General features: G+C 67.0%; 16 protein-coding genes. 10 read left to right on the top strand and 6 right to left on the bottom strand.

The genetic code is table 11. The features are described 5' to 3' along the window. The first annotated feature begins 272 nt into the window (after positions 1–272). The 3 genes from NDI76_RS17775 to NDI76_RS17765 all read left to right on the top strand — a co-directional run bounded on the left by NDI76_RS17775 (position 273) and on the right by NDI76_RS17765 (position 4,614). The gene (locus tag NDI76_RS17775) at positions 273–1,517 is read left to right on the top strand and encodes an MFS transporter (protein WP_310925494.1); all 1,245 of its coding nucleotides are present in this window, start codon (positions 273–275) and stop codon (positions 1,515–1,517) included. Between the two features lie 86 nt (positions 1,518–1,603). Further along, the gene (locus tag NDI76_RS17770; protein ID WP_310925493.1) at positions 1,604–2,659 is read left to right on the top strand and encodes an alpha/beta hydrolase; all 1,056 of its coding nucleotides are present in this window, start codon (positions 1,604–1,606) and stop codon (positions 2,657–2,659) included. A gap of 416 nt (positions 2,660–3,075) precedes the next feature. Continuing rightward, a complete protein-coding gene (locus tag NDI76_RS17765) occupies positions 3,076–4,614 on the top strand; it encodes a glycoside hydrolase family 28 protein (protein WP_310925492.1) in 1,539 nt (512 codons plus the stop codon). A gap of 4 nt (positions 4,615–4,618) precedes the next feature. Here the strand turns inward: NDI76_RS17765 and NDI76_RS17760 are convergent, their stop codons facing one another. The 4 genes from NDI76_RS17760 to NDI76_RS17745 all read right to left on the bottom strand — a co-directional run bounded on the left by NDI76_RS17760 (position 4,619) and on the right by NDI76_RS17745 (position 8,842). Then, positions 4,619–5,638, bottom strand: coding sequence for an SGNH/GDSL hydrolase family protein (locus NDI76_RS17760; protein WP_310925491.1), 1,020 nt, complete (start codon positions 5,636–5,638; stop codon positions 4,619–4,621). An 81-nt stretch (positions 5,639–5,719) separates the two neighbouring features. Next, positions 5,720–7,066 carry a nickel pincer cofactor-dependent isomerase, group 22 gene (locus NDI76_RS17755; protein ID WP_484494590.1) on the bottom strand — a complete coding sequence of 449 codons (1,347 nt, stop codon included), beginning with the start codon at positions 7,064–7,066 and terminating at the stop codon, positions 5,720–5,722. A gap of 96 nt (positions 7,067–7,162) precedes the next feature. Further along, positions 7,163–7,573, bottom strand: coding sequence for a PPC domain-containing DNA-binding protein (locus NDI76_RS17750; RefSeq protein ID WP_310925489.1), 411 nt, complete (start codon positions 7,571–7,573; stop codon positions 7,163–7,165). Positions 7,574–7,693: 120 nt separating this feature from the next. Beyond that, positions 7,694–8,842 (bottom strand): Gfo/Idh/MocA family protein, encoded by a 1,149-nt coding sequence (locus NDI76_RS17745; RefSeq protein ID WP_310925488.1) that lies wholly within the window; start codon positions 8,840–8,842, stop codon positions 7,694–7,696. Positions 8,843–9,016: 174 nt separating this feature from the next. On the opposite strand from NDI76_RS17745, the gene NDI76_RS17740 reads away from it, so the two are divergent. The 4 genes from NDI76_RS17740 (at position 9,017) to solA (ending at position 14,724) form a co-directional block, all read left to right on the top strand. After that, positions 9,017–11,113 (top strand): pectate lyase, encoded by a 2,097-nt coding sequence (locus NDI76_RS17740; protein WP_310925487.1) that lies wholly within the window; start codon positions 9,017–9,019, stop codon positions 11,111–11,113. A 92-nt stretch (positions 11,114–11,205) separates the two neighbouring features. After that, the gene (locus tag NDI76_RS17735; protein WP_310925485.1) at positions 11,206–12,312 is read left to right on the top strand and encodes a Gfo/Idh/MocA family protein; all 1,107 of its coding nucleotides are present in this window, start codon (positions 11,206–11,208) and stop codon (positions 12,310–12,312) included. 134 nt (positions 12,313–12,446) lie between these two features. After that, complete coding sequence (locus NDI76_RS17730; RefSeq protein ID WP_310925484.1) at positions 12,447–13,211, top strand: IclR family transcriptional regulator; 765 nt, start codon at positions 12,447–12,449, stop codon at positions 13,209–13,211. A gap of 376 nt (positions 13,212–13,587) precedes the next feature. Then, positions 13,588–14,724 (top strand): N-methyl-L-tryptophan oxidase, encoded by a 1,137-nt coding sequence (gene solA / locus NDI76_RS17725; RefSeq protein WP_310925483.1) that lies wholly within the window; start codon positions 13,588–13,590, stop codon positions 14,722–14,724. A 66-nt stretch (positions 14,725–14,790) separates the two neighbouring features. Here the strand turns inward: solA and NDI76_RS17720 are convergent, their stop codons facing one another. Next, positions 14,791–15,639, bottom strand: a complete 849-nt coding sequence (locus NDI76_RS17720) for a DMT family transporter (RefSeq protein WP_310925803.1) — start codon at positions 15,637–15,639, stop codon at positions 14,791–14,793. Positions 15,640–16,151: 512 nt separating this feature from the next. Here NDI76_RS17720 and NDI76_RS17715 point away from each other — a divergent pair. After that, entirely contained in the window at positions 16,152–16,805 is a 654-nt protein-coding gene (locus tag NDI76_RS17715) for a ribonuclease HI family protein (RefSeq protein WP_310925482.1), read from the top strand. 31 nt (positions 16,806–16,836) lie between these two features. On the opposite strand, the gene NDI76_RS17710 is transcribed toward NDI76_RS17715, so the two are convergent. Continuing rightward, the gene (locus tag NDI76_RS17710) at positions 16,837–17,529 is read right to left on the bottom strand and encodes a rhamnogalacturonan acetylesterase (RefSeq protein WP_310925481.1); all 693 of its coding nucleotides are present in this window, start codon (positions 17,527–17,529) and stop codon (positions 16,837–16,839) included. A gap of 181 nt (positions 17,530–17,710) precedes the next feature. Here NDI76_RS17710 and NDI76_RS17705 point away from each other — a divergent pair, with 181 nt between their 5' ends. Next, entirely contained in the window at positions 17,711–17,947 is a 237-nt protein-coding gene (locus tag NDI76_RS17705) for a hypothetical protein (protein ID WP_310925480.1), read from the top strand. A 103-nt stretch (positions 17,948–18,050) separates the two neighbouring features. Then, complete coding sequence (locus NDI76_RS17700) at positions 18,051–19,316, top strand: MFS transporter (protein WP_310925479.1); 1,266 nt, start codon at positions 18,051–18,053, stop codon at positions 19,314–19,316. The last annotated feature ends 357 nt before the right edge of the window (positions 19,317–19,673 follow it).

Below are 19,673 nucleotides of genomic sequence, written 5' to 3'. Positions count from 1 at the left end.
GTTTTGGGCGCATTCGGACGAAATCGCTCACCGCTCTCGTCACTCTGAGACCGACCGAAATCCGTTCGCGTGGGGGGAACAGCAATCACGTCTTCGATGGAAAGCGACCGACGTTTTTGCCGTGCACCGGCGCCCGTCCTCTTCGTCTCTCTCATCAGACCATCTCACGTCCCTCCCCACCACGTCGTTCCCTCAAAGGGAACATGCCCGAGTAATTGGCGTCTTCCGCATCGCTAATCTTTATTCGCAAGGGGTGACACCGCCCGACAGTAGTGTCGAACGTGAGGGCGGTCACGCGGTTGCTTCGCGGACAGCGGAGTGCCATCGCTCTCATCGGTATCTCCCGCGTCGCCTGCGGGTCGCTGTTCGGGACGGCGGTGGCCGTCTACATCGGTCGGCGCGGGTCGCCGTTCGCGGTGAGTCTCGCCTACGCGGCGTTCTCCTTCGGTCTGTTCGCGTTCGCGCCCGTCTGGGGTGCGGTCGCCGATATTACGGGACGTCGGCGCGCGATACTCGTCGGAACCGCCGTCCTCTCGACGCTCGCGGTGGTCCCGTTGACGGTACGCGTTTCGGTCCCGCTCGAAATCCTCTGTCGGGGTCTCTTCGCCGTGTTCACCGCCGGCTTCCAGTCGGTGATTCTCACCATCGTGAGCGAGACCGGCGGCGAGACCGGACGCGGACGCTCCGTCGGGTTCTACAGCAGCGCTCGCTCGACCGGAGCCATCAGCGGTCGCCTGTTCGTCGGCTACCTCGTCGGAGTGTTGGTGCCGACGGGGCTCTACCTCCTCGTCGTCGTCCTCGGTCTTGTCGCGGCGGTGTGCACGCTCCGCATCCGCGACCCGACGCCGTCGTCGGGGGCGACGCTCACACCGCGTCGACTGCTGAGCGAGGTCCGCGGGCGACTCGTCCCGACCGGCGCGAAGCGAACGCTGTTCCGGCGGACCGGACTCGGTTGGCTCTACGTCGGCATCGTGCTCCGCAACATGACGGAGAAGGGCTTCATCGCGGTCGTTCCGGTGTTTCTCGTCTCCGACGTCGGCCTCTCGAACGTGGCGATGGGCGCCGTGCTCGCAGTCAGTCCGGCGGTCCGGATGGTGTCGATGTACGGGTTCGGTCGCCTGAGCGACGCCGTCGGGCGGAAGAAACTCATCGTCGGCGGACTCGCCGGGAGCGGCGTCCAAGCGCTGGTCGTCGTCCTCGCGCTCGTTCCCGAGGGGAACCTCCTCCGCATCGGCGTCAGCAGCGCCGCGTTCGTCGTCCACGCCGTCACCTTCTCGATGCTGACCGTCGGTACGATCGCCTTCGTCGGGGACGTCGCGCCCGTCGACCGCGAGTCCGAACTGATGGGTCTCCGCTCGACGGCGCGCGGCCTCGGCGGCGTGCTCGGACCCCTCGTCGTCGGCGTCCTCGCCACCCGCTTCGACTACGCGACGGCGTTCGTCTGCATCAGCCTCCTCGCGTTCGTCGCCGCCGGCCTCGTCGCGCGGACGCTCGTCGAGACAATCTCCGGTCGGTGAGCGGACGGTGACGACGGACGGAACGAGCGGAATCCGAGCGTCGACACGCACTTATCGGTGGCCCGCGTCGTCACTCGGGAACACGCATGGGAGACGACGGATTCGACTACGACGGCTGGTTCGACGGCGTCCTCCGGAACACGGAGCGACGGTACGCGTACGACGGCGAGACCGGGGCGGCGTTCGAAGCGTGGCAGGCGTCGTTCCGCGAGGAACTGCGCGGCGTGCTCGGCTTCCCGGCGATACGCGAGGTGGGCGTTCCCGACATCGGGCCCGAACGGCGCGAGGGGGCGACAGAAGACGACGGTTACGAGCGGCAGACGTGGACGGTCACCACCGAACGGGGGTTCCGCGTGCCGTTCCACCTCCTCCTCCCGGCGTCCACGGAACCCCCGTACCCCGTCGTGCTTACGCTCCACGGTCACACGAAGCACGGGAAGGACCTCGCCACGGGCGTCGCGGACGGGGAAACCGCCCGTCGAGGCATCGTCGAGGAGCGGCGCGATATCGCCAGACAGGCCGCCGAACGAGGGTACGCGGCGCTCGCACCCGACCTGCGCGCGTTCGGCGAACTCGCGAGACGCCCTCCGGGGGAAGCGTCCGAATCGGGGGGAGACGGTCGTCCGTGCACTCGGTGGCGGAAGCGGGCGCACCTCGTCGGGCGGACGCTGGTCGGCGAACGCGTCTGGGACGCGCTCCGTCTGCTCGAATTCATCGAGCGTCACCCACCATTGGACGCCAATCGACTGGCCGTCTGCGGTCACTCCGGCGGCGGAACCGTCGCCCTCCTCGCCGCCGCCCTCGACGAGCGAATCGGGGCCGCCGTCGTCTGCGCGTCCGTCTGTCCGTTCGAGGACGCACTCGTCCCGATAGACCACTGCCCCTGCAACTACACTCCCGGCGTACGGCGACTCGGCGAGGTGTGGGATTTCGCGGGTCTCGTGGCGCCTCGACCCCTGAGTATCGTCGCCGGCGACGAGGACGCACTCTTCCCTGTCGCGGGAACGCGGCGCGCGTACGACCGCGTCGAGGAGATATACCGCGGCGCGGAGGCCGGTGACGCGTGCCGTCTGTTCGTCGGGGAGGGCGGCCACCGGTTCTACGAGGCGGGCGCGTGGCCGTTCGTGAGCGAACACCTCTGACGCCGGCGTCGCCCGCACGGTGCGGTCCGTCTCGACGACTCCCGGATAGAAGGCCATCGTTCGGCGGGCTTGACCGTAAGTATCGAACGGTAGGTCCGGACGGCGAGAACAGGTCGAGCCGCGTCGCGGCACGAGTGGACGCCGCCGGCAGCGAGCGGTGGCGGTGGCAGTGACAGCGCGACGGCGGCGTCCAGCGGTCGCCGAAAGCGACCGGTGACGGGGCGCGTCGTCTTCGGAAGCGAGCGGGCGAGGCACGTTTCGAAGTCCGGCGCGTCTCGTCGTCGAATGGCTGATGCGTCTGGCTTGTGACGCAATCGGAGCGAAGACCCGTGACATTATAAACCATTCGGAATCGAGGTCGTCCGCGCTCCGGTCTCGACAGAACGTTTATGAAGGTCGTCGGGGATGCTTCGAGCGTGACTCCCGATCAGCGGAACGTGCGCGAGTACGGCATCGAGAACGATGATTCGCTCGACACCGAGGCCATCCAGACGGCGCTCGACGACTGCGCCGGCGAGGGGGGTGAGGTGTATATCCCCCCCGGGACGTACCGAAGCGCCCCCCTGCGCGTCGGCGACGACACAACGCTGCGCGTGGCGAACGGCGCCGAACTCCGGTTCGTCGGCGACTTTCGCGAGTTCCCCACGGTAGAGAGCCGCTGGGAGGGGTGGGACCAGGACGGCTTCCACCCCTGCCTGTACGTCGCGGACGCCGCGAACGTGACCGTCACGGGCGAGGGCGTGATAGACGGCGGCGGGTCCTACTGGTGGGACTTCGTCGGGACGCCGGAATCGGAGTTCCCGGAGGGCCTCCAAGAGCGACTGGCGGAGATTCGAAGCGGACACCGACAGGACGAGGTGAGCACTTTCACCGTTCGACCGCCGCTCCTCCAGATAGACGGATGCGAGAACGTCACCGTTTCGGGCGTGACGCTTCGAAACTCCCCGTTCTGGAACACGCACGTCGTCTACTCCGAGGACGTGACGATACACGACGTGTCGATTCGCAACCCGCCGGACGCGCCCAACGGCGACGGCATCGACATCGACTCCTCGCGGTTCGTCCGCGTCAGCGACACGCACATCGACGCCGGCGACGACGCCATCTGTCTGAAGTCCGGAAAGGACGAGGAGGGCCGAGCGGTGGGTCGACCGACAGAGAACGTGGTCGTCACCAACTGCACGGTCGAACACGGGCACGGCGGCGTCGTCGTCGGGAGCGAGACGGCCGGCGACGTGCGGCACGTCACCGTCACGAACTGCACGTTCACCGACACCGACAGGGGTATCCGAATCAAATCGAAGCGCGGCCGCGGGGGGACCGTGGAGGACCTCCGGTTCGACACCATCGTGATGCGGCGCGTCGCGTGCCCGTTCGTCCTCAACGGCTACTACCAGACGGACATCGACAGCGACCCGAAACCGGTGGACGAGGCGACGCCGAACGTCCGAAACGTGAACTTCCACCACATCACCGCCGAGGAAGTCGAGTCGGCCGCCTTCCTCGCCGGCCTCCCCGAACAGCGGTTCGAGGGAATCTCGTTCACCGACGTGGACATCGACGCCACGCGACCGTTCGACGCGACGGACCTCTCGCCGGCGATGGCGGCGGGGTACGAGCAGCGACACGGTATCTTCTGCAAGTCGCTCGGCAGCGTCTCGTTCCGAGACGTCCGCGTGACGGTTCCCGACGGGACCCCGCTGACCGTCGAGGAGAGTTCGTCCGTCCTCTTGGAGGGGTTCGAGGCGATGACTGAGAAGGAAGACGAAACTGACGCCGCACCGGTCGTCGAGGCGGGCGGGGTCGACCGACTCCGCGTTGCCGGGTGCACGGCGCCGTCGGACGGCGGCCCGTTCGTCCGCCTCCGCGACGGCGACGCCTCGTCGGTCCTCCTCGGCGGCAACTACGGACCGATGGCCGACGCCGTCGTCTCGGCGGCGGACGCCGAACGGTAAGCGACTACCCCTCCAGGAGCGGTTCGAGTCTCCCTGCCAGCGCCTCGCCGATTCGAATCATCGCGTCGTCGCCGGGGTGGACGAGGTCCGTCGTCATCCCCGCGGCCGTCGGGAGCAGGTCCGGTCCCTCGACGAGGTGGACGTTTCCGTGGCCGCAGTCGGCGACCGCCTCCCGAAGCGCCTCGCGGAACTCTGCGGCCAGCGCCGCCTCCTCGTCGCCGGTGAGGTAGTCCCGCGCGTGCGGGAACAGCGTGATGCAGGCGACGGGCGTCTCGGGGTGCGCGCCGGCGACGGTATCTATCATCGACGCGGCGCGTTCTCGGAACTCGTCGACGGAGAACCGGCCGACCATGTTCACCGACAGCGAGAGCGTCGCCACGTCCCAGTCGTCGCGGGCGGCGATGTGCTCGGCCATCGCCGGGTCGCAGTACGCCGTCCCGCAGGAGCCGAGATTCACCGCGTCGGCGCCGAGGCGGCGCGCGGTCTGGTTGACGTACGTGAGCATCTCGGCCGACGGCGCCTCCCCCTCGGTGATGGACGTCCCGTACGCGAGGTATCGGCGACTCGGCACCTCCTCGGCCGTCGGCGGTCGCACGTCGCCATCGACGCCGTGGAACCGGACGTGACCGCCGCGGTGGTCGCCGGGGAGGACGAGTCGGCAGACCCGCGGCGCGAATCGGAGGTCGTCCTCGACCGACGGTCGGAGCGTCGAGAGCTTCTCGGGTGGAGACAAGGTCACGGTTTGCGGGTCTTCCCCTATCACAGCCTCCTCGACCGCCGCCCGGAAGTCTCCCCAGAACGGGCGGACGAGACTGTCCCGGACGTCCGAGGAGAGCGTCACTTCGACCGGACCCTCGGGGACGAATCGGAGTTCCGCGCCCGCCGGGTGACGCATCCGCGTCTGCGCGCCCTCGTTCAGTTCCGTTCGGACCGACTCGGGGACCCGTTGAAGCCGGCGACCGCCGTCGGAGTCGACTCGTTCCAGCGCTTCCACGTTGTGAAACCGGATGCCGTCTGCGTCCATGCGCGTCGACGTTCCGCGTCGGGGTACTTAGCGGTGCCTCCGGACCGGTCGGGGGAGAGGCGGAGAGTTCGGGGGTGGAGGTTACTCGCGGAGCGACGGCGCCGCGAACTGCCCCTCGTCGAACTCGACGGGCGAGGGCTCCTCGACGACGCGCAGGTCCTCGCGCTCTTTCGCCGCCTCGACGAGCGCCGTCGAGGCGTACATCCGGTGGAGGTGCATCGTGTCGGCCGCGCGGACCACGCGGACCGTCTCGGGGTCGACGACGCCGATGGTCGACAGCGACGCCACCAGACCCGCGCGGTCCGTCGCGACGACCGGCGGGAGCCGCACGCCCCGAATCGTCGAGGCGGTGAGCGCGTTGATGAGCGTCGTCTGCGCGTCCAGTTCCGCGGCGATGTCCTCGTGAATCACGTCCGCCGATCCGACGCCCATGGCGTTCCCGTGCGTCTTCTCGGTCAGCCCGCGCGTGTAGATGCGCTTGATGTCCGGGCTCTCCGGTTCGGGTTCGTTGATGGCGAAGGGGCGCCGTCCGATGACGTTCGTGTCCATCCCCTGCCCGCTTATCTCCTTGCCCTGCCGGTCGAACACCACGACGTCGAGTTCGTCGAACGGCAGTTTCGGCATGAGGTCGTAGGCGAGTTCCAGCAGTTCCCGCTCGCGGTCGAGAAAGCCGGACGGGGGGACGCCCTCTATCAGCGTGGTGTCGTCGTGTTGGTCCTCGACGACGGCGACGCCGCCGACGATGGGCAGCGAATCGAGGAGTTGCTCGGTTATCTCCGGAATCATGTTCCGGAGCGACCAGTCGACGGCCCACTTGTGGGCAATCTGCGCGCCGCGCTGTTTGCCCATGCCGATGACGAGCATCTTCGAGAGACCGCTCTCCACCTCGCCGTCGAAGTCCGTGTGGGGTTTGACCCGATTGATAGGAATAATGGCGTCCGCGTCGGCGGCGTTGGCGTCGGCGACGACCGGCACGTCGCGGTCCGGTGTGCGACCGACCTCCACCACGTCCATGCTGGAGCGAATCTCGCAGCCGATTCGCTCTTCGGTCACGCCCAGTTCGTTCAGCATCCCCCGCTGTCCCTCGCCGGTCGCGCCGCCGTGGCTCCCCATCGCGGGGAAGACGAACGGCTCGTACCCGGCGTCGGCGACCGCCTCGACGACGCCAGCGACGATTTCCGGGAGGTTCGCGATGCCGCGACTGCCGGCGCCGAGAGCGACTTCGCCGCCCTCGAGGACGTCCGCGAACGAGAGCGATTCGACGGCGGCCGCGGCCGCCGCGGCGACCTCGTCGGACGGAATCGGGTCTGTCTCCCACTGCTGTTCGATGACTCCCATCTCGGGAAGTGGCGGGTCGCCGCACGCCTCGACGATGACGTCCTCCGGAACCGACAGCCACTCGCTCGGGTTCGCGCCGTCTGTGTCCATACTAAGCGCGACGGCCGAGTTCGACATAAAAACTGCGGGAGGGGCACGAGACGGACGCGAGCGGAATCGTCCGCGGGCCGCACCGCGCAGAGACGGTCAGTCGAGGTCGAACACGTCGAGACCGGTCCGCTCGTCCAACTGGTGCGTCAGCGGCATCTCGCCTCGCGTAAGCACCATCTCGAACGTCCCCGAGACGCGCGCACCCGAGCAGTGGCCGCCGAACGACTCGAAGTCGCGGTCGGCGACTTGGATGTGCGTGTGAATCTTGTCCGGGCCGACGTTGCCGAGGAAACTCGTCACCTCGAACTGCCCGGTGAACTCCTCTTCGGCGTACTCCTGTTCGTCCACGTCGTAGTGGCCGAGCGTGACCGTATCGACGGCGCCGATGCCGGTCAGAAAGGCGTTCTCGATGTCGAGTTCCTCGCGGACCGTCGCCAGCGAGTCGAGCACCTGTTCGCCCGGGTCGAGTCGCACGACGACGCGGTCACCTTCTTCGACGTAGTCCATATTTCGGCGTCGTCGGGGGGCACATAAAATGTTTCGCCGACGACGAGTCACCGGACCCGCCGCGCTTTCGACCGTTTGGGGCGGTTCGTTCGGATATTTCGAACGGTGGTGAACCGAAGTTCAGCCCTCGAACTCGTCGAGGACGACGCGCCGACCCTCTTCGGAGGAACGGTACGCGGCCTCGGTCAACTGCACGCCGCGCGCGCCGGCGGAGAAGTCGCGGTCGAACGGTTCGTCCGCGACGACGTGGCGGATGAACTTCTCCCACTGGACCTTGAACGCGTTCTCGAACTCCTGGTTGTTCGGCACGCCCGTCCAGTCGTCGTAGAAGTCGTGCTCCTTCGGGGTATCGGGGTTCCACTCGGGTTTCGGCGTGTTCGAGCGGTGCTGCGTCTTGCAGTCTCGGAGGCCGGCGACGGCGCTGCCTTCCGTCCCGTCGACCTGTATCTCCAGGAGGTCGTCGCGGTTGACGCGCACCGTCCACGAGGAGTTGAGTTGCGCGACGACGTCGTCCTCCAACTCCATGATGGCGTACGCGGCGTCGTCGGCCGTCGCCTCGTAGGCGTCCCCGGACTCGTCGATGCGTTCGTCGATGTGCGTCTTCTGGAGGCAGCGGACCGTCTCGATGCCGCCGAAGAGGCTCTCGAGGACGTAGCTCCAGTGAGAGAACATGTCGTCGACGATGCCGCCGCCGTCCTCCGCGCGGTAGTTCCACGAGGGTCGCTGTGCGGTCTGTACTTGCCCCGGGAACACCCAGTACCCGAACTCGACGCGGACAGAGAGGATGTCGCCGAAGAAGTCCTGGTCGATGAGACGCTGAAGTTTCATCAGACCCGGGAGCCACAGTTTGTCCTGCACGATGCCGTGTTTCACGCCGTGCTCCTCGGCCGCCCGCGCGAGTTCGAGCGCGGTGTCCAAGTCGCTCGCGAGGGGTTTCTCGCAGTAGACGTCCTTGCCGGCTTCCATCGCCTTCAGGAGACCGTCCGGGCGCCGAGGGGTGATTTGCGAGTCGAAGTATATCTCGTCGTCGCCGTCGAGACACGTCTCCAAGTCCGGGTCCGCGGCCCACCGTTCGACGCCGTGTTCCTCGCTCAGTTCGCGGAGTTTCCGCTCGTTCCGGCCGACCAGAAGCGGGTCGGGCACGACCCGTTCGCCGCTGGGAAGTTCTACGCCACCCTCCTCTCGCAACGCCAGGATGGAGCGGATGAGGTGCTGATTCGTCCCCATCCGGCCGGTCACGCCGTTCATGATGATGCCTATCTCTTGCATGGGCGGATACGTTGCTCAGAGATTCCGTCTCTGATGTAATAATCTTTCGGTCGGCGAAGGGTGCCATCCATCGGTCCCGGGGACGTCCGGTCGAGACCGAATGTGGGCGAAAGCGACGGTATGCGTAAACCTTAATAATAGTTCGGTAATGTGTTGCGACGGAGTGACGCATCCATGACGCCAAACAGGCGCGCGTTCCTGCGCGCACTCGGAGCCGGAAGTGTCGGAGTAACGACAGCAAGTCTCGTCGGCGGAAGCGCCGCGGCGGCGACAGTAATCACGATGGAGGGGGGCGGCGACGACATCTGGGGGACCGCCGACGCGTTCCACTACTACTACGCGGCGGTGAGCGGCGACTTCGACGTCGCCGTCCAGAACACGGGAATCGAGAGTATCGAAAGCTGGACCAAAACGGGACCGATGGTCCGCGAGTCGCTCGACCCCAACTCGAAGAACGTGATGGTCCGCCGACGGCCCAACGGCGAATCCTCGATGCAGTACCGTCCCGAGGACGGAGCCGACACGGAGAGCAGCGGCGGCACGGCCGCCGACTGGCTTCGTCTCAAACGAAGCGGTGACACGGTCAAGACCTATCACTCGACGGACGGCGAGAGCTGGACGCCCATCAAAACGCTCGACGCGTCAGACATCACCCTGAGCGACGACGTCTACGTCGGACTGGCAGTGACGAGCCATCTGAAGGGAACGCTGGCGACGGCGACGTTCCAGAACCTCTCGGGCGTCTCGCCGGAGAAGAGCCAGGATATCGGCGACGTGGCAGTCGCGGGCGGCGTCGACACTGCGACGGGCGTCCCCCTCGTTTCGACCGGCGAGGCAACCGACGTGGGGGGCGGTTCGGCCACGTTCAACGGCGAACTGACCGACCTCGGGGGCGCGGAGTCGGCCGAGTGCCACTTCGAGTACCGAAAGGTGCCGACCGAGTCTTGGGAGACCACGGAGTCGACGACGCTCACCTCGCCCGGGTCGTTCGGCGTCGACGTCGAAGGACTGACCGCGAGACGCTACTACGAGGTTCGGGCGGTGACGGACACGAGCGACGGCGACACGGCGCGGGGGGCGACCGAGGTGTTCAGCACGCCGAACCCCTCGAACGCGAAGACGCCCGCGCACGCCGGTCCGGACAGCGCGTCCCGCTTCGACCCCGGCGACGGATTCGCCGACGCGGCGCCGTGGCTCGACGACGACACGCCCGTCATCAAGATTACCGAACCGACGCGCCGCCAACTGGAGAAGGCGGTCAACGTCGACGGCGAGCGTCTGGTCGTCTTCGAGACCAGCGGCACCGTCGACCTCGGCGTGCGCGACCTCCCGGTCGCGTACGACAAGTGCTACATCGCGGGACAGACCGCCCCGTCGCCGGGAATCACGCTCATCAAGGGCCGCGTGAACGTCGTGGCGGACGACTGCGTCCTCCACCACGTCCGCGTGCGCCTCGGCGACGCCGGGTTCGAAGGGGATAACGAAAACTGGGCGCTCGACGCGGTCAACACTGCCGACGGGACGGAGAACAACGTCATCGACCACGTCTCCGTGTCGTGGAGCGTCGACGAGTGTCTCTCAGTCGGGTACGAGACGTCGGAGACGACCGTCTCGAACTGCCTCATCGCGGAGGCGCTGAACGACTCCGTTCACCCGAAAGGCGAGCACGGCTACGGGTCGCTGATAGGCAACGACGCGAAGAACGTCGCCCTGCTGGGGAACGTCTGGGCGTTCAACACCGACCGACACCCCCGACTCAAGGAGGGAACCGAGAGCGTCGTCGCCAACAATGTGATATACGACTTCGAGGACGGAACGTGGATGGACCCCGACACGGAGGCGAGCGTCGTCGGGAACGCCTACCTCGCACCTAACACCGACGAGGCGAACGTCTTCGCCGAGGACGGCGTCGAGACCGCCGTCGCGTACGTCAAGGACAATATCACGGACGGCGACGTGCCGATGGTCGACGACGACGTAACGCGGGTCGACGAACGACCGCTGTGGCCCGACGACTTGGAGACGATGCCGCCGGAGGAGACGCTCAACCACAACCTTGCGAACGTCGGCGCCCGTCCGGCCGACCGGACGGCGACCGACGAGCGCATCCTGGAGAACATCGAAGCGGGCGAGCGCTACCTCGTCGACAGTCAAACGGAGGTCGGCGGGTACCCCGACCTGCCGGTCGAGTCGCGCGAACTCAGCGTTCCTAACGGCGGCACCCGGCCGTGGCTGCGGTCGATGACCCGGCAGGTGGAAACCGACCGGTAACGCGTCAGACGCGGGCGGCCGGAACGGGACGATAGCGAGACGCGACCCGCACGAACAACACATTTATATATTGTATTCTGTGAACACCGTGTATGGGCGTGAACATCGGATACGTCGGTATCGACCACCACCACCGCGACCCCTACTTCGCCGTCGCGAGTCAACTCGACGCCACCGTCACCGCGGTATGCGAACCGGGACGCACCGTCGACGTGGCGAACATCGCGGCGATGGACGACCGGCCGGACGAGGTGACGACCGAGGGGCAGGACGCCTCCGAACTCGTCGCCGGCGCGTCGGTGTACGAGGACCCGCATGAACTCGTCGCCGACGGGACGGTCGACGTGGTCTGGATCACCTACCGAAGCGACGAGACGCCGGCAATCATCGACAGCGCCGTCGAGAACGGTGTGCACGTCATCAGCGAAAAGCCCATCGCACGGACCGCGGACGACCTGGCGGACGTCGCCGAACGGGCCAACGAGGCCGGCGTGACCGTCTCGCCGACGATGTACTACCGACGAAATCCCGTCGCGATGGAACTGCGCGACCGGGTGTCCGAGGGGTTCTTCGGCGACGTGTGGACCGTCGACGGGCGGTTCAACGCCAGTCAACTCTCCTTCCGGGACACCGACCACTACATCTACGACCGCGAGACGAGTCGCGGCGGGGCGCTCCAGTGGATCGGTCCCCACTGGGTCGACATGATGCCGTGGATCCTCGACGACCCCATCGCTCGGGTGAACGCCCGATTCCACGAGGCTGAGGAGGCCGACGTCGAAGCGGGCGCCGTCCTGCAGTTCGAGACGGAGAGTGGTACGCTCGGCACCTACCACACCGGCTACTACCTGAGCGACCGGGGGAAGGACACGCATCTCGGCCTCTACGGGACCGAAGGGCAGGCGCTGACGCCGCTTCACCACGACTCTCTGCAGCACGAACCGACGGTCCCCCTCGACATCACGTCCGAACACCCCGACTGGACGGCGGCGCCGAAGCGAACCGTCGAGTTCGAGTTCACCTACGACCGGTTCCCGGCGTGGGGTGACTTCGTGCAGGACTACTTCGAGGATTACTTCGCGGGCTACGAGACGGGCGACGTGCCCGCGACGGTAGACGACGCCCTCCAACTCCTCCGCGTCCTCGACGCGGCCTACGAGTCCGGCGAGCAGGGCGGTTGGGTCGACGTCGGCAACTGAACCCTCAGTCCCGACCGGTTTTTCTCGCGACCGTCCTCCAGAGCGGCGAACACCGGCAGGACGGGGCGATTCGACCCGCCAGCTAGCCGTTCGAATATCCCGAATTTTATATTGGTCGACGTCAATGGGTACGTATGACAGACGACGAGCCGGCGGGGCTGAAGACGACGGCCACGTCGATAGCGGTGCTCGAACTGCTCGAAGAGCACGAGGGGGCCAGAGTCTCCGAACTCGCCGAGCTAATGGGAAAACCCAAGAGCACGATTCACGGCCATCTCGCGACTCTGAAGCGAAAGCAGTTCGTGGTCCAGGAGGGCGATTTCTACTCTCTCGGCCCGGAACTCCTCCGACTGGGGAGCAAGGTTCGAACGCGCGACACCGGATACGTGCTGGCTCGCACGTTCACCGAACGCCTGTTCGAGGAGACCGGTCTCCGCTCCATCTTCGCGGTGGAGATGGGGGGGCGGGCCGTCTTTCTCCACACCGTCTCCGGGGAAAAGATAGGGTGGGCGCACGAGCAACTCGGCAACCGCCTGTACCTCCACAACACCGCCGTGGGCAAAGCGATACTCGCCGAACTCCCCGACCGGCGGGTCGAACAGGTCGTCGAACGGTGGGGCCTCCCGGGCGAGACGGAGAACTCCATCACCGACCGCGAAGCGTTGGCCGCCGAACTGTCGGAGATACGCGACCGGGGGTACGCCGTCAACCGGGCGGAGAACTTCGACGAACTCTACGGCATCGGCGTCGCGGCGACCCGAAGTCCGGGCGACGTCGTCGGCGGATTCAGCGTCACCGGTCCGGCGCACGCGGTGACCGACTCGGACCGAGAGATAGAGCTAGCGCGTACCGTCACCGACGCCGTCGCGGAGTTCGAGTTGGAGCTTTCGCTCGCGTAGACGCTCACTGCCCGCTCCCCCGTCCCTCGGGTTCGAGCATCTCGAATTTCGGTCGACCCTCGTCGCAGTCACGTTCTTGAAGCCGTGGTGATTCGGCGAAGTCCGACGTCCGAGAGAAACGAGCGGAGAGCGCCGTTCGACATTGCCAAACTATATAAACTCAAGAATGCTCCGCAGTGGGAGAGCCTCCAACAACCGGGACGGGTCGACACCGCCCACAGCCGATAGAGATTACAATACTACGGGTGTAATTATCATCATGTGGCGGGTGCGGGCGCGTCAGTCGCATTCCCACCAGCGTACTGCTCCGCCGGTTTGCACGCCGCGTGAGTATTACCCCCACACCATTATACTACTGGCGGGCGACCGTAGGGATATGACGGGAGAAACGAGTCCGGAATTCGACGCAATCGTCGTCGGCGTCGGGGGAATCGGAAGCGCGACGGTCTACGAACTCGCGAGGAGAGGAAAGACGGTACTCGGACTCGAACGCTACGGAATCCCGCATTCGCGGGGGTCTTCGCACGGTCACACGCGGATGATTCGGCGGGCCTACCACGAACACCCCCAGTACACGGCGATGATCGACCGAGCGTACGACTACTGGAAGCGACTCGGGGACGAGTGCGGCGAGCAACTGCTGTTCAAGACCGGGTCGGTCGCCGCCGGCCCCGCCGCGAGCGACGTGGTGTCGGGCGCGCGGCGGACCTGCGAGGTACACTCGATTCCGCACGAACGAATCGGCGGTGCGGAGGCCTCCGAGCGGTTCCCCGGGTTCACGCTCCCCGAGGAGTACGAGGTCGTCTACCAGGCCGACGGAGGGTTCGTACGGCCCGAGGCGGCCACCGTCGCGCACGTCGAACTGGCGCGGGAACTCGGCGCGACCGTCGAAACCGAAACGAGAGTCACCGACTGGCGGTCGACGCGGAACGGCGTGAAGGTAACCACGGAGACCGGGCGGTACGAGGCGGACCGCCTCGTCGTCGCGGCCGGTCCGTGGCTCGGAAAGGTCGTCGACTCGCTGGCGTCGACCGTCAGTCCGGAGCGGCAGGTCCTCAGTTGGTTCCGACCAAGGCGGGCCGAGGAGTTCGCCCCGGAAGTTCACCCCGTATTCCTCGTCTCCGACGGGGAGGATGTCCACTACGGCTTTCCGACCTACGGTAGACCCGGCGTGAAGTTCGGTCGCCACTACCACCTCCGCGAGCGAATCGACCCCGACGAGATGGAACGGGAGGCCACCGAACGCGACGGGGAGATACTCGCCGAAGCCGCGGGTCGGTATCTCGCCGTTGACGCCGACGAACCGCTGGGCTTCGAGACGTGTATCTACACGAACACCGTCGACCGAAACTTCATCGTCGACACGCTCCCGAACCACTCGGAGGTCGTCGTCTTGGGCGGGTTCTCCGGTCACGGCTACAAGTTCGCCGGCGTCCTCGGCGAACTCGGCGCGGACCTCGCGAGCGGCGAGGAGCCCTCGCTCGACATCGGTCCGTTCGCCATCGGTCGGTGAGCGACGGGTGAGCGATTCGGTCGTCGGCAGGCGCGGGTCGGGTCGTATGCGGAGTCGGGTTTGGAGTCACGTCCCGGAGGTGAGGGCGATACCGACGAGAACGACCACGCCGCCGGCGACGGTGAGTTCCGTCGGCACCTCCCCGAGTAGGACGAACGCCAAGGCGGTGCTTCCGATGGGCTCCGCGAGGAGCGAGACGCTGACCACGCTGGAGTCGACGTGGGCCAGCGCCCAGTTCAGGACGGTGTGGCCGAAGACGCCGGGGCCGACGGCCATCGCGAGGAAGAGCAGCCATTCATGCGGCGGGTAGTCGACGAGGGGAGTACCGGTGGCGGTAACGAGAGCGAGCAGCACGACCACGCAGACGGAGTAGACCAAGACGACGTACGGGAGGAGGGGAACGCGCTGGCGGAGCGAACGCCCGGCGAGGAGGTAGCCGGCCATGCAGACGGCGGCGGCCAGCGCCAGGGCGTTGCCGTAGAGCGGCGCCCGCCCCGTGACGGCCACGCCGGTGACCGCGTCCCCCAGCGACATCACCGCGATGCCGCAGAGCGCGAAGACGACGCCGAGGACGGTCCCCCGCGTGACGCGTTCGGAGAGGAAGACCGCCGCTCCGGCGGCGACGAAGAGGACCTGCGCCTGGACGATGGTGACCGAAGCGGCGACGCTGGTCCACGCCAGACTCTCGAACCACGAGGCGAAGTGGAGGGCGAGGGCGACACCGGCAGCGCTCGCGGCGACCCAGTCCGGGCCCGAAAGTCGTCGAAAGGCGCCTCGATGCCGCCGGACCGCGAACGGAATCAGCAGAACGGTAGTGAATAGAACTCGGTAGAGCGCGACGACGAGGCTCGGTGCCGAACTGTACCGTACCAGAATCGCGCTGGTGCTGACCGCGAGAACCGCGAGCGCGATCATCGGAATCGGCGGGAGCCTGTGTTTGAGTCCGGAGACGGCGCCAGTGGGCACGGATGCAGAAACGACGACCCGGTGGATAAGGGTGTGGGTCCCGCCCGACGCTCTCGACCCAAGGGGGTTCGAGACGGCAGCGCCGTTTACCGCTCCTCCGTTCGCCGAGCAGAGCCGGATCAGGGGGTCGGTCGAAATGCGAACTCGTATTCCGATATTTACATCTATCTTTGCCACTTGCGGTTTCAGATACGGAGGATACGGTTACAGACCCCTCAGGAGATGTCTCGCAGAGCGGTACTATCGCTCCGACTGCCGTACTCCGCGGTGCCGTCTCCGGGACCCCTTCGAGTTTGAGCGGTCGATTCGACGCTGGGGTCGGAGGACGAACTCGACGAAGCCGTCGAAAGAGATTATGTCGCTCGGCCACCGAGAGCCGCTATGCAGCGGCACCAGCCGCGGACGGAATCGCTCCGAGCGGAGAGGGAGACGGCTCGGAACGCGCAAGAGGGGCGGGCATCGTGACCGACGAGGGACTTCCGGCCGAATACCTCTCGCCGCTCGCCGCGGGCGTCGACGACGTTCTCGCGGACGTCGGGTACGAGATGACGGCCGCCACCGAGGTCATCGACGATGCCGTCCCCGGCCACGGCGGCCTCTTCGACCCGGCGACCGAACGGACCGAGTTGCGAGGAGCGCTCGAAGAACTGTCGGCGTCGGACCTCGCTCGACCGCCCGCAGTCGAACCGGCGAGCGACGCCTTCGTGCTCTACGTCGACGGCAGTTCGCGCGGGAACCCCGGCCCCGCGGGGGCGGGGGCCGTCATCGTGGACTCCCAGGAGACGCAACTCGCACGCCTCGGCCGCCCCGCCGGTTCTCGGACGGGGAACAACGTCGCCGAGTACGTCGCCCTCCAACTCGGGCTTTCGGAGCTGCTGACCCGCTACGAGCCGCGCAGTCTGGAGGTTCGCATCGACTCGATGACGGTCATCCGGGACGTCTGGGGCGGCGACGACCCGACGGAACCGGGCGTGGAGACGTACAGCGAGGCCATCGCCGCGGCGCTGTCGAACGTCCCGGACCACCGCTACACGCACTTGGCGGACAGCGACCCGAACCCGGCGGACGCGCTGGCGACGGTGGGCGCCGACATCGCCGCGTTCGGACCGGGATAGTCCGGTTTTTGCACGCGTCGAGACGGGGCGATTATCCGGAATCCCGGTCGAGGCGGGTCGCCAACCCGAGGTCCAGCGCTTCGACGCCGTCGAGAATCAGGTCGGCCATCCGGCGGGCGCCGGCCTCGCTGAAGTGCGTGTCGTCGGTCACGCCGTCCGGGTAGTTCGGGTGCTCGCCCGGCGAGAGATGGTTGTAGAGGGATTCCGACTCCTCGGGACCCAACTCGCGCAGGAGAGACCGGCTTCGCTCGTCCGCGTCGACGAGGGGTACGTCGTGCAGTCGCGCGACGTCCCTGGTGAGTTCCGAGTAGGCTCGGTGCGTGTCCTCCGGTATCCCCTCTTCGCCGAAGTGACGGCGTGCGAGAGGCGTGAGTAGCACCACTTCCGCCCCTCGTTCGCGCGTCTCGGCGACGAACCGTTCGAGGTTGGCCTCGAACTCCGCTTCCGGCGTGTACTGCTCTTTCGAGGGAACCTCGTCGTTGTGGCCGAACTGGACGAACACGTAGTCGCCCGCCTCCAAGGCGGTCACGACGGGATGCCAGCGCCCCTCTTCCAGAAAGGTGCGAGTGCTGCGCCCGTTGCGGGCGTGGTTCTCGACCGTCACCGAGTCGTCGACGCGTTCGGCGAACGGCGTTCCCCAGCCCGTTTCGGGACGCTCGCTCGCCGCCTTCTCCGCCGCGGTGGAGTCTCCGATCAGGTGAACGGTTATCGGGTCGGACGCCATTTCGGTAGCGATGCTCGGGACGGAACATAGAGGCACCGGTGCCCCGCGCGGGGCCGAGGCCCGTTTCGACCGGCCGCCCTCGAATCGGGGCTCGACCGACCGTACCCGACTAGCCCCGGTCTCACAGGGGTACTATACTCCTAGATAGTGTTCTTACGCCATCTCTACCGAATCCGGGAGTATGTCCGTACTCCACGCGATACTCCTAATGGCGCTTCTCAGCGTCACCCCGGCCGTCCTGTTCCTCGGCCTCCTCGCCGGCCTTCGACGACGGCAGCGAACGTCGATGATGGCGGTCTGCGGCTCGCAGGCCGGCGTCGAGATACGAGAGGTCACGCTCGGAGACGCCGTTCGAGGGTCGCTCGGTCTGCAGGCGGATTACACCGAACGACCGTCCGAGGACGGCTACCGGTTCTGAACCGTCGCAGTCGGGGCCGCGGGGCGCTCTTTGCGAAACGACGGCCACCGCCGCCGGTTCAGTCAACTCCATGTACGTGGGGCCGCGGTATCTTCGTATCCGAATGACCGACGACGGCGACGTCTCGACCGAATCCTACGTGCTACTCGCGTTCGCCACGCTCGGCTACTTCCTGTACACGTTCTCGTGGTTCTCCCTCGCCGCATACCTCGTGCCCATCATCGACGCGCTCGGCCTATCGGGAACGGAGGCCGGCGTCGTCACCGGCGCCGTACAACTCAGCTACATCCCGCTGGCGCTCGTCTCCGGTCTCGTCATCGACCGCCTCGGGTCACGGGTCTCGCTCGGCGTCGGACTGCTCGTGGTCGGCGTCGCCCACGTTCTCAGGGGGTCCGCCACCGGGTTCACAACGGTCGTCGCGCCGACGCTCCTCCTCGGCGTCGGGGGAACAGCCGTCACGTTCGGGCTTCCCAAACTCGTCTCCGAACTGTTCCCCGCCGAGCGCGCCGGCGCGATGTCCTCGGTGTACACCGTCGGGTCGACGCTTGGAAGCGCGACCGTATTCGCCGTCGCACAACCGCTCGTCGACCCGCTGGTGACCGGGTGGCGGCAGTTCTTCACCTACACCGGCGTCTTCGTCGTCGCCTTCGCCCTGCTCTGGTTCGCCGTCTCGTGGGGACTCTGGGACCGCGTCGAGCGATTCGGCGACGACGACGGGCGGACGTTCGCGCTGGCCTCCGTCACCGACGACCTCGCGCGCGTGCTGACCCACCGCGGTCTGTTGCTGCTCGTCGTCGTGGGGACGGTGCAACTGTTCATCAGCCACGGACTGTCGAACTGGCTCGTCGCGATACTCCGAGCGCGCGGGATGGCGCCGGCGCTGGCGGGGACGCTGGCGAGCCTGTTCGTCTTCGTCCGAATCATCGGAATCGTCGGCGTCCCCGCGCTCTCCGACCACTTCTCGACCCGTCGGCTCCCGATCATCGCGTGCGGTATCGCCGGCGCGGTCGGAACGGTCGGACTGCTCGCGAGCGGGTCCGTCTGGACGCTGTTGGTCTCGCTCGCGCTGGTCGGCGTGTTCGCCGTCGGCGGACTCGCGCCGCTCGTCCGCGCGATTCCCATCGAGATGGAGGGTATCGGCCCCGGTCTCACCGCCGTCGCGACGGGTCTCATCTTCACCGTCGGCGAAGTCGGCGGCTTCCTCGGTCCGTTCACCATCGGTGTCGTCTACGACCGCACGGGGACGTTCGGCCCGGCGCTGGTCGCGCTGGCGGCCGCGAGCCTCCTCACGGCGGTCGCCGGGTACGTCATGGAGGAACCGGCGCGGGCGGACACGACCGGTGCGGCCCGCAAATCGTCGAACGAGTGACCGGGTGAGCGCCGTCGCAGGGTCGAGCGAGGAGGTACGAAGGGGAGAGAACGGAGGAACAGAGGCAAGTTCGGGGAGTTCGGCACCCGTTTCCCGGTATTCAGATGCGCTTTCCGGCGATTCGGAGAGAGAAGGACCGAACGCGCGCTCGGTCGAGTGCGCCGTTCGATACCGGGAAGAGGGCGGAGGCTGCTACGCCCAGACGGCGACTCGGCACCGGGTGGAATCCTCCGGCCGGTCCCGTGTAGCCGGCTGGGAATCCGACATCCTTCGAGTTCGACGGTCCGACGTCGTCGGATGGTGGCGGTCGCGTCCGAGCTGTAATCGAGAGGAGTTCACGAGTGTTACACGCGTACT

Source organism: Halogeometricum sp. S1BR25-6 (genome assembly GCF_031624495.1).
In the GTDB taxonomy this organism is placed as follows: domain Archaea; phylum Halobacteriota; class Halobacteria; order Halobacteriales; family Haloferacaceae; genus Halogeometricum; species Halogeometricum salsisoli.
The sequence above is the reverse complement of the archived record's forward strand: the minus strand, read 5'-3'. Positions and strand labels throughout refer to the sequence as shown.